The 14,363-nt window shown below is 67.6% G+C and carries 16 protein-coding genes and 1 riboswitch; of the genes, 9 read left to right on the forward strand and 7 right to left on the reverse strand.

The window, feature by feature from the left end; translation table 11 throughout:
• Nucleotides 1-5: 5 nt before the first annotated feature.
• A complete protein-coding gene (locus OG326_RS04240) occupies nt 6-794 on the reverse strand; it encodes an SDR family oxidoreductase (protein ID WP_327143314.1) in 789 nt (262 codons plus the stop codon).
• 116 nt (nt 795-910) lie between these two features.
• Between OG326_RS04240 and OG326_RS04245 the strand changes: the two genes are divergently transcribed.
• Nucleotides 911-1,537 carry a TetR family transcriptional regulator gene (locus OG326_RS04245; protein WP_327143315.1) on the forward strand — a complete coding sequence of 209 codons (627 nt, stop codon included), beginning with the start codon at nt 911-913 and terminating at the stop codon, nt 1,535-1,537.
• Between the two features lie 85 nt (nt 1,538-1,622).
• On the opposite strand, the gene OG326_RS04250 is transcribed toward OG326_RS04245, so the two are convergent.
• Nucleotides 1,623-2,492: a hypothetical protein gene (locus OG326_RS04250; RefSeq protein WP_327143316.1), complete on the reverse strand. Its 870-nt coding sequence runs from the start codon at nt 2,490-2,492 to the stop codon at nt 1,623-1,625.
• 201 nt (nt 2,493-2,693) lie between these two features.
• Here OG326_RS04250 and OG326_RS04255 point away from each other — a divergent pair, with 201 nt between their 5' ends.
• Complete coding sequence (locus OG326_RS04255) at nt 2,694-3,134, forward strand: DUF2752 domain-containing protein (RefSeq protein WP_327146364.1); 441 nt, start codon at nt 2,694-2,696, stop codon at nt 3,132-3,134.
• A 93-nt stretch (nt 3,135-3,227) separates the two neighbouring features.
• The gene (locus OG326_RS04260) at nt 3,228-3,413 is read left to right on the forward strand and encodes a hypothetical protein (protein ID WP_327143317.1); all 186 of its coding nucleotides are present in this window, start codon (nt 3,228-3,230) and stop codon (nt 3,411-3,413) included.
• A gap of 22 nt (nt 3,414-3,435) precedes the next feature.
• On the opposite strand, the gene OG326_RS04265 is transcribed toward OG326_RS04260, so the two are convergent.
• Nucleotides 3,436-4,749, reverse strand: coding sequence for an aminotransferase class V-fold PLP-dependent enzyme (locus OG326_RS04265; protein WP_327143318.1), 1,314 nt, complete (start codon nt 4,747-4,749; stop codon nt 3,436-3,438).
• A gap of 52 nt (nt 4,750-4,801) precedes the next feature.
• Nucleotides 4,802-4,915: riboswitch (SAM riboswitch) on the reverse strand.
• 180 nt (nt 4,916-5,095) lie between these two features.
• On the opposite strand from OG326_RS04265, the gene OG326_RS04270 reads away from it, so the two are divergent.
• Both OG326_RS04270 and OG326_RS04275 read left to right on the forward strand, forming a co-directional pair.
• On the forward strand, nt 5,096-5,752 hold the full coding sequence (locus OG326_RS04270; RefSeq protein WP_327143319.1) for a biliverdin-producing heme oxygenase: 657 nt from the start codon (nt 5,096-5,098) through the stop codon (nt 5,750-5,752).
• 131 nt (nt 5,753-5,883) lie between these two features.
• Nucleotides 5,884-6,519: a LysE family translocator gene (locus OG326_RS04275; protein ID WP_327143320.1), complete on the forward strand. Its 636-nt coding sequence runs from the start codon at nt 5,884-5,886 to the stop codon at nt 6,517-6,519.
• Between the two features lie 48 nt (nt 6,520-6,567).
• On the opposite strand, the gene OG326_RS04280 is transcribed toward OG326_RS04275, so the two are convergent.
• From OG326_RS04280 to OG326_RS04290, 3 genes are all read right to left on the reverse strand, one after another.
• Nucleotides 6,568-7,032: a flavin reductase family protein gene (locus OG326_RS04280; RefSeq protein ID WP_327146365.1), complete on the reverse strand. Its 465-nt coding sequence runs from the start codon at nt 7,030-7,032 to the stop codon at nt 6,568-6,570.
• A gap of 248 nt (nt 7,033-7,280) precedes the next feature.
• Nucleotides 7,281-7,754 carry a YbaK/EbsC family protein gene (locus OG326_RS04285; protein WP_327143321.1) on the reverse strand — a complete coding sequence of 158 codons (474 nt, stop codon included), beginning with the start codon at nt 7,752-7,754 and terminating at the stop codon, nt 7,281-7,283.
• Between the two features lie 39 nt (nt 7,755-7,793).
• Nucleotides 7,794-8,114: a 2-oxo-4-hydroxy-4-carboxy-5-ureidoimidazoline decarboxylase gene (locus OG326_RS04290; protein ID WP_327143322.1), complete on the reverse strand. Its 321-nt coding sequence runs from the start codon at nt 8,112-8,114 to the stop codon at nt 7,794-7,796.
• Between the two features lie 144 nt (nt 8,115-8,258).
• Here OG326_RS04290 and OG326_RS04295 point away from each other — a divergent pair, with 144 nt between their 5' ends.
• Both OG326_RS04295 and OG326_RS04300 read left to right on the forward strand, forming a co-directional pair.
• Nucleotides 8,259-9,080: a crotonase/enoyl-CoA hydratase family protein gene (locus OG326_RS04295; RefSeq protein ID WP_327143323.1), complete on the forward strand. Its 822-nt coding sequence runs from the start codon at nt 8,259-8,261 to the stop codon at nt 9,078-9,080.
• Between the two features lie 218 nt (nt 9,081-9,298).
• A complete protein-coding gene (locus OG326_RS04300; protein WP_327143324.1) occupies nt 9,299-10,969 on the forward strand; it encodes an MDR family MFS transporter in 1,671 nt (556 codons plus the stop codon).
• Between the two features lie 62 nt (nt 10,970-11,031).
• On the opposite strand, the gene ppa is transcribed toward OG326_RS04300, so the two are convergent.
• Nucleotides 11,032-11,523 (reverse strand): inorganic diphosphatase, encoded by a 492-nt coding sequence (gene ppa / locus OG326_RS04305; RefSeq protein ID WP_327143325.1) that lies wholly within the window; start codon nt 11,521-11,523, stop codon nt 11,032-11,034.
• Nucleotides 11,524-11,698: 175 nt separating this feature from the next.
• Between ppa and dacB the strand changes: the two genes are divergently transcribed.
• Both dacB and OG326_RS04315 read left to right on the forward strand, forming a co-directional pair.
• A complete protein-coding gene (dacB, locus tag OG326_RS04310) occupies nt 11,699-13,132 on the forward strand; it encodes a D-alanyl-D-alanine carboxypeptidase/D-alanyl-D-alanine endopeptidase (protein ID WP_442791002.1) in 1,434 nt (477 codons plus the stop codon).
• Nucleotides 13,133-13,145: 13 nt separating this feature from the next.
• Entirely contained in the window at nt 13,146-14,276 is a 1,131-nt protein-coding gene (locus OG326_RS04315; protein WP_327143327.1) for a zinc-dependent metalloprotease, read from the forward strand.
• Nucleotides 14,277-14,363 lie beyond the last annotated feature (87 nt).

Below are 14,363 nucleotides of genomic sequence, written 5' to 3' on the forward strand. Positions count from 1 at the left end.
CCGGTTCACAGGTCGGGGAGGCCGAGTTCGAGGTTGGGCGCTTCGATGCCGCCGTCGACCTCGAGGATCTTGCCGGTGATGTAACCGCCGGCCGGCGAGCAGAGGAAGACGATGGCGGCGGCGATCTCCCACGGTTCGCCGAGACGGCGCAGCGGGGTGGCGCCCTCCATCCGGGCCTTGATTTCCGGTTGCTGCGCAACAACTTCCAGTGCGGAGGTGAGGACCGAGCCGACCGCGATGGCATTGACCCGGATGCGCGGGGACAGATCGGTGGCGGCCATGCGGGTCCAGTGCGCGAGCGCCGCCTTGGCGGTGCCGTAGGCGAGGAAGCCGCGACCGGGGGCCCGGCCCATCATCGAGGAGATGCTGACGACGGAGCCGCCGCCGGTCTTCAGCATGTGCGGGACCGCGGCCTGGGTGAGCGCGTGCGCGGTGGACACATTGAAGCGGAAGGCGTCCTCGAGGAAGTCGGGGGAGGTGGTGGTGAAGGTATTGGGCATGGTGCCGCCGACATTGTTGACGACGATATCGATGCGCCCGAGTTCGGCCGCGGCGGTTTCGGCGAAGGCGGTGACGGTGGACAGGTCCGACAGGTCGCAGGGGACCGTGACGGCGCGGCGGCCCAGGGCGCGAATCTTGCCGGCGACCTCGTCGAGTTGTTCGGGGGTGCGGGCGGCGAGCGCGACATCGGCGCCCGCTTCGGCCAGGGCCAGGGCGGTGGCGGCGCCGATGCCGCGGCCGGCGCCGGTGACGACGGCGACGCGGCCGTCCAGTCGGAAGGTATCCAGGATCATCACTCAGAGCTTTAAGAAATGATGCTTAACTGTCAAGGACGAGTTCTTTACGGGCTGGTGGGCGGCTACTCTGCACCTGTGACGACGCGTGTTTTTGGACCGAGGGAGGGATTCGCGTGGCGGTGACCGAGGCGCGGGAGCGGATCATCCTGGCGGCCGAGCGCCTGATCGCCGAGCGCGGGCAGGCGGTGCCGCTGCGTGATATCGCGGCCGCCGCCGGGCAGCGGAACAATTCGGCCATCCAGTATCACTTCGGATCGCGCGACGGGCTGATCGAAGCCGTGGTCGAACTGCGGATGGCGACCCTCGAGGTGCGGCGGCTGGAATTGCTCGCCGAGCAGGTGGGTTCGGGCGCGGGAGTGCACGCGCTGCTGGAGGCGCTGGTGGTGCCCATGTTCGAACTCAGCGAACGGCACGGCAGCAATCACTACGCGCGATTCCTCGAACAGATTCACACCCATCCGGCCGTCACCGACGCCTCCAACCTGGACAGCGAACAGCGCACCTCGGTCCGGGTGATCATGCAGCGCCTCGACGACGAGATGACCGAACTGCCGCCCCGGCTGCGCGTGCACCGGTTACGCGCGCTGCCCACCATGCTTTTCGCGCTCCTGGCCGATCATGAGCGCGCCGTGGAAGCGGGTCGCGTCGCCGCTGGTGCGGTCAGTGCCTGGGCGGAAACCATCGACATGCTGGTGGGCGCGCTCACCGCTCCAGCCAGCGAGCGTGCGCCGATCCGGTGAAATCGGCTCCGGCATAACAGCATCGGCCCGGCTCTGTCCGAGCCGGGCCGATCGCTGAATTCTCTAGCCCGCTGCTGATAGCGGCCTACTGCTGATAACCGGACGGTGGGTAATTCTGCTGTGGCGGCTGCTGAAAACCCTGCTGCGGCTGGCCGTATTCGTACGGCTCCTGATACCCGCCGGGCTGACCGGGGTACCCCTGCTGCGCGGGCGGCATCGACGGCAACTGGGTGTGCGCCGCCGGTGCCGCGTAATTCGGCTGTGGCGCATAGCCGCCCGGCTGTCCCGAGAATCCCTGCTGGACAGGCTGGGCGGCGTAGCCCGGCTGCGCGGTCGGACCGGGCTGACTCGGAAAGTCCGTTCGAGCGGGCTGACTTCCGTACCCCTGCCGGCCATTCCAAGCGGAATAGCCCTGGAACTCCGTCTGCGCGGGCTGTGCGGACATGCTTGGCCGGCCGGTGAAGTTGGGTTGTGCCGACTGACCGGCGAAGTTCGGCTGGCCGGGACCGCCCGAGAAGTCCTGCGGGGCAGGCGCTACGGCGTAGGCCTGCTGGGCGGAATTGGCTTGCCGGCCGGAGAAGGCGGGTGGGGCGGGCGGAGCTGAGAAGTTGTGGGGGGTAAGTGGGGCGGAGTAGGGCTGCTGGGCGGATAGGCCGGACAGGCTGGATTGTGCGGGCTGGGGCGAGAAATCTTGTGGGGCAGGCTGGGCGGGGTAGCCCTGGGGTGGGAGGTTCGGGTCGAACTGGGTCGGCTCCGGGGTGGCGGGTGGGGTGTCCTTCTTCTTGAAGACGAAGTAGACGCCTACCGAGATGAGGAGTAGGACCAGAACGCCGAGGAGGCCGAACATGTGGCCGATGACGCGGCCGCCGACCTTGGCGAGAATGATGATGGCGAGTGCGCCGGCGGCGGCGGAGGCGCGGGCGATTGTGCTGCTGCCTGGTTGATTCTGGCTCATGAGATGGAATTCCCCCGATCGAAAACTGTTGCGGGGGCAGCATACCCACGGTTCTGGACGAGTGTCCGTGTCCGTTCGGCCAGCTCACCATTTAAATAGGTCATATCGGACAAAGCTGTCCGGCGGTGCGTCGGGGGTGCGAAGTCGGCTGCGATCTGGCAGGTTGCGGTGGCCGCGACTACCGTTGTTCGCGTGCACACCATGCCCCCGACCGAGGTCGAACCCGCCCCCCGCCCCAGATGGCTGGGTATGGGTTTGCCGCTGCTCGCCGGGGGTGCGGTCGCGGGAGGGCTGGCGCTGCTGCATTTCCGGGACCCTCATGTGCAGGGGGCGTACGGGTTCTGCCCGTTCAAGGAGTTGACGGGGTACTGGTGCCCCGGATGCGGCGGGTTGCGTGGGCTGCACAATCTCACCGAAGGGCATGTGGTCGATGCCCTGCACAGCAATCTGCTGATTCTGCCGCTGCTGCTGGGTTTCCTCGGCTGGATGGTTACCGCGCTGGTGTACGGCTGGCAGGGGAAACCGATGCCACGGGTGCCGAAGGTGCTACCGAAGCCTGCGCTCTGGGCGCTGCTGGCGTTGGCTCTCCTATATACGGTGTTCCGCAATACGCCCTGGGGAACGTGGCTGGCCCCGGTGTAATCCGTTCGTCCCGAACTACCGGTGACCAGCCTGCCGGGCGGGCCCGGCGTGCCTGTCCGCGTAATTCCCGCCGAATCAGGGCATGCTCTCGATATGAGTGATTCTCTGAAAGACCGTGTGCGAGCGAAGCTGATCCGCCAGCTCGCGGAGGACGGGCCGGACCAGGAACACGATGACGGGCGCCAGCTTTCGGTCCAGGACGACCTGGATCTGCTGAACGCCGTCACCGACGACGACCCGTTCGTAGAGGAACTCGCCGAGCGCTACCTGGTGCCGTAACCCGCTCCCGGGAGCGCGCCGATCAGATGGCGCAGGGTGCTCCGCCCTCGGCGCTGCTGCCGAAGGGGCGGGTTTCGGGGGTGGGGTTCCAGTGGCCTTCGGTTTTGGCGTAGTTCCAGGCGGAGCCGTTCTCGACGAGGGTCGAGAGGGCGTCGATCAGGCGGTCTACGGCGGCGGCGGTGCTGCCGAGGCCGATGCTGGCGCGCAGGGCCGCGTCGACGCCGAGTCGGGCGAGCAGGGGGTGGGCGCAGAAGCGGCCGTCGCGGACGCCGATGCCGTGTTCGGCGGAGAGGTACGCGGCCACCTGGCCGGGTTCGAAACCGTCGACGGTGAAGGCGACAATGCCGACGGCATCGGTGCTGTCCCGCCAGATGCGCAGGAAGTTCACGCCCGGAACGGTTTTCAGGCCGTAGCGCAGGCGGTGCGTGAGGTACTGCTCGTGCTCGCGGACGGTGGTCTCGTCGAGTTCGGCGAGCGCGTCACACGCGGCGGCCAGCGCGGCCACGCCGAGCACATTGGGAGAGCCGGCCTCGTGCCGCTGCGGGGCGGGGGCCCATTCGACGCCGTCGGCGGTTACCGAGCGGACCGCGCCGCCGCCCGCGAGGTACGGCTCGGCGGCATCGAGCCAGTCCCGCCGGCCGACCAGTACGCCCGCGCCGAACGGCGCGTACGCCTTGTGCCCGGAGAAGGCCAGGTAGTCGATGCCGCTGGTCTGCAGATCGATGCGGCGGTGCGGTGCGAGCTGGGCGGCGTCCACCAGGATCCGGGTGCCGCACTGGTGCGCGATCCAGGCCAGCCGCTCCAGCGGCAGCAGTTCGCCGGTGACATTCGAGGCGCCCGTAATCGCAAGCAGCGCAGCGGGTTTGGAGCACAGTTCGGCTACCACGCGCTGAATGGTCTCCTCGATGGTGTCCGCGACCGGCACCACCCGGCGACCGCCTCGGATCCACGGCAGGAAGTTGGCGTGGTGTTCCACATCGAGCACCACGGTGTCGCCGGGTACGCAGGCGGCGAGCAGATTCAGTGAATCGGTGGTGTTGCGGGTGAAGACCACGACCTGGTCATCGCCGGCATTCAGGAAGCGGGCGACCGAGCCGCGGGCGGCCTCGTAGCAGTCGGTGGAGACGCGGGAGGCGTAGCCGGCGCCGCGGTGCACGCTGGCGTAGAACGGCAGCAGTTGCTGCACCCGGTCGGTGACCTGCGTCAATGCCGGTGCGCTGGCGGCATAGTCGAAGTTGGCGTAGGTGGTGGTCCCACCCTGCACGAGAGGTACCCGCAGATCACAACCGGAGACGGTGGCGAGAGCGGCACAGGACTGGTCGGCAAATGCAGTCATCACGAAATCCCATTCGGGCAAGGGACGCGCGATCAGAAAAAGAATGATCGAGAGTCCGCGCTTGCCGCGCCCGGTCGGGCGGCGGCCCGGTCGTCACCTGGAGCACCCCACCGCGGAGGAGGGTTGCCGACCAGCTAGCCAGGGCTTGACGCTGGTACTCATGACCTGATTTGGAAGGCTGGCAGATGGTCCGGGGTCTTGTCAACCCCTTCGGAAAAATCATCCGAAAGTTGGAGTGGGTGGGCCGCAAAGTTCGAATCGCGCGATCGTTGCTGACGCGTATGGTCAAGGGGAAGTTAGGGTAGCCAAAGGTGGGCGCCCCCGGTTCGAAACGAGGAGCTCGACCATGTTGGATACCGCGCCGTTCTCGACGCTCATTCGTTCCGCGACCGAACAGCAGCACACCGAGGCCGAACACTCCACCTTCATGAGCGATCTGCTGCAGGGCAGGCTCGGCGTCGAGGCCTTCTACCGCTACACCTCGCAGCTGTGGTTCGTCTACGACGCCCTCGAAAAGCATTCCGCCGCACTGGCTTCCGACCCGGTCGCTGGACCGTTCGTCAAGCCGGAGCTGAATCGCCTGGCGGCCCTCGAAATCGATCTCGCCCACCTCGGCGGCGCGAACTGGCGCGAGGAACTGGCAGCCCTGCCGTCCACCGCCGCCTACGCCGCCCGCATCGACGAGTGCGCGCGCACCTGGCCGGCCGGTTACGTGGTGCACCACTACACCCGCTACCTGGGCGATCTTTCGGGCGGACAGGTCATTCGCGGTACCGCCGAGAAGCTGTGGGACCTGCCCAAGAAGGGTGACGGCGTCCGCTTCTACGTCTTCGACGACATCTCCAACCCGGCCGCGTTCAAGCGCGAATACCGGGAGAACCTGGACGGGCTGCCGATCGCCGGTCCGGATGTCGAGCGGGTGCTCGACGAAGCTCGTCTCGCGTTCTCGATGAACACCGCTGTGTTCCGCGAACTGGGCGCGGAATTCAGCGCGCGGAACTGAATCTCTGCTGCTCGGGGGAGCCGCCGGCCATTCCCTCCGGATAAGGTCGGCGGCTTTCTATTTGTCCCCCCGCTGTACCGCGGCGCCGGCCCGGCCTTGCGCCGCAGCACCGGGTGCGCTGCCATAGAGGTGTGAGTTTCCCTCTGCTGCTGAGTTTTATCGGGCTGTGCGTACTGCTGGCCCTCACTCCCGGCCCGGATACCTTTCTGGTGCTGCGCTTCACGATGGCCGGGCGCCGCCCCGGTATCGCCGCGGCGGTCGGATCGTCGTTCGGCGGGCTGGTCTGGGCGGTGGTGGTCGCGGCGGGTGTCGCGGCGCTGCTGGAACAGTCGGCGACGGCGTATCGCAGCTTGAAAGTGATCGGCGGAATCTACCTGCTGTACCTGGGTGTTCGCGCCCTGCTCGAACACCGGCGCGGTCAGGCGGCGAGCGCCCCGGAACTCACCGCGGACGGTGCTCCGGCGCAGCGGGTGTCCGTTCGCTCGGCATTCGCTGCCGGATTGCTGTCCTGCATTTTCAACCCGAAGGTCGGGCTTTTCTATCTCGCGGTACTGCCGCAGTTCCTGTCGCAGGTGACCTTCGCGAATACGCTCGGCCTCGGCGCCATCGAATGCACCATCGCCGCAATCGAAATGGTGCTGCTGGCGGTCGCCGCCTCGCGCGCGGTGGCGCTGCTGCGCAAGCCCAAGGTGCGGGATCGGCTGGAACAGGCGAGCGCGGCCATCCTGGCGGCGCTGGGCCTCGGCACGGTGGCCTCGGCGGCCTGAGCGCGCGGTCGCCTGAGCGCGCGGTGGCTCGGGCGCAAGAGCGCCGGCTCAGTCGGCGATCTCGGCGCGGTGGTAGACGCCGTTGTAATAGACCAGCGGCCCGACGGCGGGTGCGTCCTCGGTGTTGTCGTGCACGCGCGTGACCAATCCGACCACCAGGGTGTGATCGCCGATCGGGATGAGCTGATGCACGGTGGCCCGCACCCAGATCGGAGTGCCGTGCAGTACCGGTTCGCCGCTCGGCAGGGTGGTCCACAGCGACCGGTCGGTGAAGCGCTCTTCGGCGCTGCGGCTGAATCGCTGGGCCAGATGCTTCTGATGTTCGCCGAGGAAGTGCACGACCACCGAATCGGCGTTCGACAGGGCGGTGAGGCTGGAGGAGGTCGCGGCGATATTGAAGGAGATGAGCGGCGGCTCCGCCGAGAGGGAGGCGAAGGAGGTGGCGGTGAAACCGACCGGACCGGCCTCGGAGTGCAGGGTGACGATGGTGACGCCGGCGGGATAGTGCCGCATTGCGGCCCGGTACTGCTGGGCGGTGATGCCGCTCAGGTCGTCGGGCGCTTGGAAGTCGGCGCCGTGCGTGAATAGCTCGGTGCCGGGCGGCGGAGAATCGGTCACATTCCGAACCTACGTCGTCCGGGGGCTGGATATTCCGGGGAGTGTGAAATATCGCGCGGGGGTGGAGTCTTGTGCGGAGTGGGGTGCGAGAAGTTGCGCGGATTTGGGGTCCCCCGAAACGACGGTAGGGGGTGGGGTGGGGATCAGTCCACGTCTATGGCGAGACCTGCGGTGATTCGTACTAATTCTCCAAAAGTCGTGCGGAACATCGTATTCGGATGTCCGCCCGCCGCCCACAGCTCCGAATGCCGGGCCAGTGCGGTGTCGATGAAGGTGGGCAGATTGATCGGATGCCCGACCGGGGCGACGCCGCCGACCGGCTGCCCGGTCACCTGCCGCACCATGGCGGCGGGTGCGCGGGTGAGGGTGCCTTCCAGGCGCTGACCGGTGTGATCGAGGTCGACCTGGTGTGCGCCGGAGACCAGCAGTAGCACCGGATCGTCGTCGAGCAGGAAGACCAGGGATTTGGTGATGGCCCCGATCTCCACGCCGAGGGCGTGGGCGGCATCCGCGGCGGTGTGGGTGGGTTGCGGCTGGGTGAGAATCACCCCGTGATGGCCGCGGGCGATGAGCGTGTCGGAGACTTTGGAAGCGACCGGCGGCAGGGACCTGCGCATGGCACCAGAGTAGAGCGATTGCGGTGGATGTGCGGGGTATCAGTATTCGGGGTAGCCCTCTTCGGGGCCGAGCATCCGTGTGAGGCGGATCCGGGTGATCCGCACGAGCTCGGTGACGGTGCGCTCCGAAATGGTTTCGTGCGCACACGAATCGAAGGCGCTGTCGAGTTCGGCGGGGGAGAGCGCGTGCAGTTCCCCGTCGGCGGCGGTGAGCAGGGCGTCGTGGCCGGGGTAGGGGCGGCCGTCCGCGATCTTGGCTGCCCAGGTGATGCTGCAGCAGCATTCGTACAGGGCGTGCACGGCGCGGTGCCGGGAAAATGTATTGAACCGGTCGAGGCCGATTCCGTGATGCATCAACATCGAATCTCCACACTCGGGAGTGCAGTTGGTGGACCGTTCAATCGTCCCGTTCGGGACCGCCGGTAAACCAGTGCGGCGCAGCAGATTTAGCACAGGGTTTACACCGCCCGCCCGGACCGCCCGAACCCCCGATACGCTGGACCGATGACCGATTGGAAGGCTTTCGAGGTCGAAAGCAAAGACCACATCGCGACCGTGACGCTGACCGGTCCCGGCAAGGGCAATGCCATGGGCCCGGACTTCTGGCGCGAGCTGCCGCTCATCTTCGGCGAGCTCGATGCCGATCCGGAGGTGCGGGCCATTGTTCTCACCGGCGCGGGCAAGCACTTCTCCTACGGGCTGGATCTGCCCGCCATGGCTCCGACGTTCGGCGCGCTGCTGGCCGATCGGGCGCTGGCGGGGCCGCGGACCGGGTTCCTGCGGGAGGTGCGCGTCATGCAGGCCGCGGTCACCGCGGTCGCCGATTCGCACAAGCCGGTCATCGCGGCGGTCGCGGGCTGGTGCATCGGCGGCGGACTGGATCTGATCGCGGCCGCGGATATCCGGTTGGCCAGCGCGGACGCGAAGTTCAGTCTGCGGGAGGCGAAGGTGGCGATCGTCGCCGATATCGGGTCGCTGCACCGGCTGCCGGGGATCATCGGCGAGGGGCACCTGCGTGAACTCGCGTATACGGGCAAGGACATCGACGCCGCGCGCGCCGAGAAGATCGGCCTGATCAACGACGTCTACGCCGATCGGGAGGCGACGCTGGACGCGGCCTACGCGCTGGCGCGGGAGATCGCCGCGAACCCGCCGCTGGTGGTGCAGGGCATCAAGGATGTGCTCGATCAGCCCAAGGTGGGCAAGGTGGCCGACGGGCTGCGCTACGTCTCGGCCTGGAATGCCGCATTCCTGCCCTCGGAGGATCTGACCGAGGCCATTCAGGCGGTCTTCGAGAAGCGCGAGCCGCGCTTCCAGGGGAAATGACAACTCTCGTAACCTCTCAGGGGCTTTGCCCCTGAAACCCCGTCCGAGGTCCGGCGCTGCTCTCCAGGTCCGGCAAACACGTTGCTAACGCTGGTCACCGAGACCGCTTGCGCCGCAAGCGGTCTCGAGTGGTCTCCGAGCCCTGACGCTGGGCCGGAAAAGGACTGCCAACCTCCGGTTCGACGCCTATCGTGGTGCGAGGGATCGGGAGGTTGAGCATGGCGACATCCGAGGTGACCGAATCGACCGGGGAGGGTGGGTTCACCCATCGGCAGATTCTGGTGATTCTGAGCGGGCTGCTGCTCGGCATATTGCTGGCCGCGCTCGACCAGACCATTGTCTCCACGGCGATCCGCACCATCGCCGATGATCTGAACGGGTATTCGCTGCAGGCCTGGGCGACCACCGCGTACCTGATCACGGCCACCCTGGCCACGCCGCTGTACGGCAAACTCTCGGATATGTACGGGCGCAAGCCCTTCTATCTCGCCGCCATCAGCATCTTCCTGATCGGCTCGCTGCTGAGCGCGTTCTCGCAGTCGATGTACGAACTGGCCGCGTTCCGGGCGCTGCAGGGGCTTGGCGCGGGCGGGCTGATGTCGCTGGCGCTCACCATCGTCGGCGATATCGTGAGTCCGCGCGAAAGGGCCAAGTACCAGGGCTATTTCCTGGCGGTGTTCGGCACCTCCAGCGTGGTCGGGCCGGTGCTCGGCGGGCTGTTCGCCGGACAGGACAGCATTCTCGGCATTGCGGGCTGGCGCTGGGTATTCCTGGTGAATGTGCCGATCGGGCTGTTCACCCTGGTGGTGGTGACCCGCGCACTGCATCTGCCGGTGCGGGAGCGGTCACTGGACCGGGTGGACTACTGGGGCGCGGCGGTGCTGGCCATCGCGCTCACGCCACTGCTCATCGTGGCCCAGCAGGGGCGCGAATGGGGTTGGGGCAGTGTGCGATCGGTGCTCTGCTACGCGGTGGGGGCGGTCGGCGTGATCGTCTTCATCTGGGTGGAGCGAATGCTCGGGGACGCCGCGCTGATTCCGCTGCGTATTTTCCGGAACCGCACCTTCGCGCTCGGCGTGGTGATCTCGTTCGTGGTGGGCGCGGGCATGTTCGGCGGAATTCTGCTGCTGCCGCAGTATTTACAGGCGGTGCGCGGAGCCAGTCCGATGATCGGCGGCCTGCAGATGATGCCCATGGTGCTGGGCATGATGATCGGCTCGGTGGTCTCCGGGCAGCTGATCTCGCGGACCGGCCGCTACCGGGCGTACACGCTGATCGGCGCGGGCATGATCACCCTCGGCCTGTTCCTGCTGCACTATCTGCGCGCCGATACCGCGTACTGGATCGTGGCGCTGTTCATGCTGTGCGTGGGATTCGGGCTGGGCAATCTCATGCAGCCGCTCATCATCGCGCTGCAGAATGCCTTGCAGCCCAAGGATATGGGCGTCTCGACGGCCGCGGCCACCTTCTTCCGGCAGATCGGCGGCACACTGGGCGCGGCGGTATTCCTGTCCGTGCTGTTCACCAGGCTGGCGCCGAATATCCGCACCGAACTCGTTGCGGCGGGCCATGATCAGAAGTTCCAGCAGGCGCTGCTCACCGGCAGAACCGACGGCAATCCGGCGGATATGGCGCTATCGCAGGGTTTACTGAATCACGACACCTCGGCCGCGCAGCACGTGCTGGCCGACAGTTCGGTGATTCAGCGGTTGAATCCGGTGCTGGCCGAGCCTTTCCAGGTCGGCTTCGCGGAATCGCTGTCCACGGTGTTCCTGACCACCTCGGCGGTGGCACTGGTGGCGCTGGTGCTGGTCGCGTTCTGGAAAGAGGTGCCGCTGCGCACCACCGTGGGCGATGCCCCGGCCGAACCGGCTGCCGGCATCGGCTGATCATCCGAAAACAGCAGTGGGTGGCGCGTTTCCGCGCCACCCACTTCGTCTAACAGGCGAAATCAGTGCTCGCCCTGGTCCTTCAGCCGCTGGACCGCCTCGACGTACAGGCTCTCGGCCTTGTCGCGGCCTTCCCAGCCTTCGACCTTGACCCACTTGCCGGGCTCGAGGTCCTTGTAGCGCTCGAAGAAGTGCGCGATCTCCTTGCGCTGGAACTCCGGGATGTCCTCGACGTCCTGGATGTGGTCCCAGCGCTTGTCGCCGGCGGGCACCGCCACGACCTTCTCGTCGCCGCCGGCCTCGTCGCTCATGATCAGCACGCCGACCGGGCGGGACTCCACGAGAACACCCGGGAACACGGGCTCGGGGAGCAGCACCATGCAGTCCAGCGGATCACCGTCGGAGCCGAGGGTGTTCTCGATGTAGCCGTAGTCGGCCGGGTACATCATCGGGGTGTAGAGGTAGCGGTCCAGACGAATCCGACCGGTCTTGTGGTCTACCTCGTACTTATTGCGCTGACCCCGGGGGATCTCGATGAGGACGTCGAACTCCACGTCATCTCCTTCTTCGGTGCGTGTATGGCTGCCGACTCGCCAGCTCGTTCGGGGGAACGACTGCGCAACGAGGATAGTGTGGTGCCCGGGTACGTGGGTCCGGCAGGGACGCTCGGGCCTATCCCCATCACAGGTATCAGGGAGACAGCGGCAGGTGGCTCGGAACAAGCAGAACATCGGTGGGCTGGAAGCCAAGCGGCGTCGCAGAACCTGGATCGTAGTGGCATCCGCCCTGGTCGTTGTGGTGGGTGTGGCTGCCGGGGTGATCGTGACGCTGAAACCGTGGACGGAGGAATTCCGGCACGGAGGTTTGACGATCGCCGCGCCGCCCTCGCCGGTCAAGCCCTTGCCGCAGGTCGCTCCGGCGCCCGCGACCGCACCGGCCCCGAGCGCGAAAGGCCTGGCAGCGGCCCTCGCGCCGGTGATCGGCACCCCGGATCTGGGCATCTTCGCCGGATCGGTGTCCGATGCCGACAGCGGGAATGTGCTGTGGACCGCCGATCCGGACAAGCCGATGATTCCGGCCTCCACCGCCAAGGTGCTCACCACCGCAGCGGCCCTGCTCGCGCTGCCGCCCGATCACCGGGTGACCACGCAGGTCGTCGCGGGGACGGCGCCCGGTGAGATCGTGCTCGTCGGCGGCGGCGACCCCACGCTGACCGCGCAGCCGGACGGCAAGGGCTACTACACGAACGGCGCGCGACTGTCGGATCTGGTGACGCAGCTGAAGAATTCCGGTCATCGGGCCGACAGCATCGCGGTCGACACCTCGGTCTTCACCGGATCCCCGATGGCGCAGGGCTGGGATCCGGCCGATATCGCGGGCGGTTCCATCGCGCCCATCGATTCGGTCATGATCGACGGCGGCCGGCAGAGCGCGCTGAAGGATTACTCCCCGCGCAGTGCCACACCGGGTTTGGACGCGGGACGGCAGCTGGCCACCGAACTGGGCATCGATCCCGGCAAGGTGCATCTGGGCACGGCGCCCGCGGGCGCCGCGAAACTCGCCTCCGTGCAGTCCGCGCCGCTGCGGGATCGGTTGCGCGACATGATGGTTGACTCCGACGATGTGCTCGCCGAGGCGATCGGCCGCGAAATCGCCCTGGCCACCGGCTCGGAGGCCTCGTTCAACGGGGCGGTGAACGCCATGGCCACGACCCTGCGCGCGGCCGGATTCGATACCACCGGCCTCACCCTGCACGATGCCAGCGGGCTCTCGGTGGACGACACCATTCCGCCGCGGCTGCTGGACCGCATCGTCACCGTCGCCGCGCTGCCGAACAATGGTGGCGGACAAGCGAATTCATCCGGTGTCAGTGCCGCGGGCGCGGCCGACGATCCGCTGGCGACCCTGCTCGACTATCTGCCCGTCGCCGGCGCCACCGGCACGCTGTCGGACCGCTACACGGGCCAGGACCGGGTGGGCGCGGGCTGGGTCCGGGCCAAGACCGGAACTCTGGACGTGGCAAGCGCGTTGGTGGGGTATGTGCTGGACCACGATGGGCGCGTACTCACCTTCGCGTTGATGTCGAATCAGCGGCTGCCCGAACAGAGCCGCCCGGCATTGGACGCCATCGCGACCACACTGCGCAATTGTGGCTGCTCCTGACGGGTGGATGACTATGACCGGACCCGAACTCCCTGCCGCCCGGCCGGGCGCTGATGATCGTGGAGAGGCGCTGGTGAGCACCGGAATTCGCGAACTGCCCCGCCCCGCCAAATCCGGGCTGGCCGGTTCCGTCGATTGGAGCCTGGCCGCCCGCACCGGCACCCTGCTGGTGCCGTCGGGGCCGAAGACCTCCCGGTATTCCGCCGAACAGGCGGTGGTCGAGCTGGCCGAATCCTCCCGGCGGGCCGAGGGCCCGGTGCGCGAGGTGAGCCGGTTGCTCGACAGCTCCGCGATACCCGAGGCTCGCATCGTTGACCGCCCGGGCTGGATCGCCGCGGCCGCCGAATCCATGGCGCAGCTCACCGGAACCGGCGTCGAATCCGGTGAGAAGGGCAGATTCGCCGGGAAACCGGCGGGTGTGCAGGCCGGGGCCATGCTGGCCTTCCTGTCCACCGCCATTCTCGGCCAGTACGACCCGTTCAGCGGGCCCGACGGCACCCTGCTGCTGGTCGCGCCGAACATCATGGCCGTGGAACGCGCACTCGGGGTGCCGCCCAGCGACTTCCGGCTCTGGGTATGCCTGCACGAGGTCACCCACCGGGTGCAGTTCTCCTCCGCGCCCTGGCTGGCCGACTACATGCAGCGCAATGTCGAACTGCTCGGCGAGGCCGGGGACGAGCCCATGGCCGATGTGCTCGGCCGCCTGGCCGAGGCCGTGCGGGATCGCCGCCGCGGGATCGAGGATCCGGCCGGCGGCATGGTCGGACTGCTGCGCGCCACCCAGGCCGAACCGCAGCGCGAGGCCCTGGACCGGCTGCTCATGCTCGGCACCCTGCTGGAGGGTCACGCCGACCACATCATGGATGCGGTCGGCCCGGCCGTGGTCCCGTCGGTCACCCGCATTCGCTCGGCCTTCGACCAGCGCCGCAAGCGGCCCGGCAATCCGCTGCAGCGACTACTGCGCGCGCTGCTGGGCATGGATGCCAAAGTGGCGCAATACGTTCGGGGCAAGGCCTTCGTCGACGAGGTGGTGGACACCGTCGGCATGGAACGCTTCAACACCATCTGGACCGACGCCGAAACCCTCCCGCGCACCGACGAGATCGGCGAACCGCAGCGCTGGGTCACCCGCGTCCTGGGCTGAGCCACCCGGGGGGACTCCGGCCGTGCCGGTGCCGAGTGGGCTGAACAGGCTATGTGCCGGGTCGATGAGCGGTGCGGGCGTGCGACG

Source organism: Nocardia sp. NBC_01327 (assembly GCF_035958815.1).
GTDB lineage: Bacteria > Actinomycetota > Actinomycetes > Mycobacteriales > Mycobacteriaceae > Nocardia.

Bases quoted from the DNA above. Each gene is read 5' to 3' on its own strand.
- OG326_RS04240 (WP_327143314.1), bottom strand. From the start codon at position 794: ATGATCCTGGATACCTTCCGACTGGACGGCCGCGTCGCCGTCGTCACC.
- OG326_RS04250 (WP_327143316.1), bottom strand. From the start codon at position 2,492: ATGAGCCAGAATCAACCAGGCAGCAGCACAATCGCCCGCGCCTCCGCC.
- OG326_RS04255 (WP_327146364.1), top strand. From the start codon at position 2,694: ATGCCCCCGACCGAGGTCGAACCCGCCCCCCGCCCCAGATGGCTGGGT.
- OG326_RS04260 (WP_327143317.1), top strand. From the start codon at position 3,228: ATGAGTGATTCTCTGAAAGACCGTGTGCGAGCGAAGCTGATCCGCCAG.
- OG326_RS04265 (WP_327143318.1), bottom strand. From the start codon at position 4,749: ATGACTGCATTTGCCGACCAGTCCTGTGCCGCTCTCGCCACCGTCTCC.
- OG326_RS04270 (WP_327143319.1), top strand. From the start codon at position 5,096: ATGTTGGATACCGCGCCGTTCTCGACGCTCATTCGTTCCGCGACCGAA.
- OG326_RS04280 (WP_327146365.1), bottom strand. From the start codon at position 7,032: ATGCGGCACTATCCCGCCGGCGTCACCATCGTCACCCTGCACTCCGAG.
- OG326_RS04285 (WP_327143321.1), bottom strand. From the start codon at position 7,754: ATGCGCAGGTCCCTGCCGCCGGTCGCTTCCAAAGTCTCCGACACGCTC.
- OG326_RS04290 (WP_327143322.1), bottom strand. From the start codon at position 8,114: ATGTTGATGCATCACGGAATCGGCCTCGACCGGTTCAATACATTTTCC.
- OG326_RS04295 (WP_327143323.1), top strand. From the start codon at position 8,259: ATGACCGATTGGAAGGCTTTCGAGGTCGAAAGCAAAGACCACATCGCG.
- OG326_RS04300 (WP_327143324.1), top strand. From the start codon at position 9,299: ATGGCGACATCCGAGGTGACCGAATCGACCGGGGAGGGTGGGTTCACC.
- OG326_RS04315 (WP_327143327.1), top strand. From the start codon at position 13,146: ATGACCGGACCCGAACTCCCTGCCGCCCGGCCGGGCGCTGATGATCGT.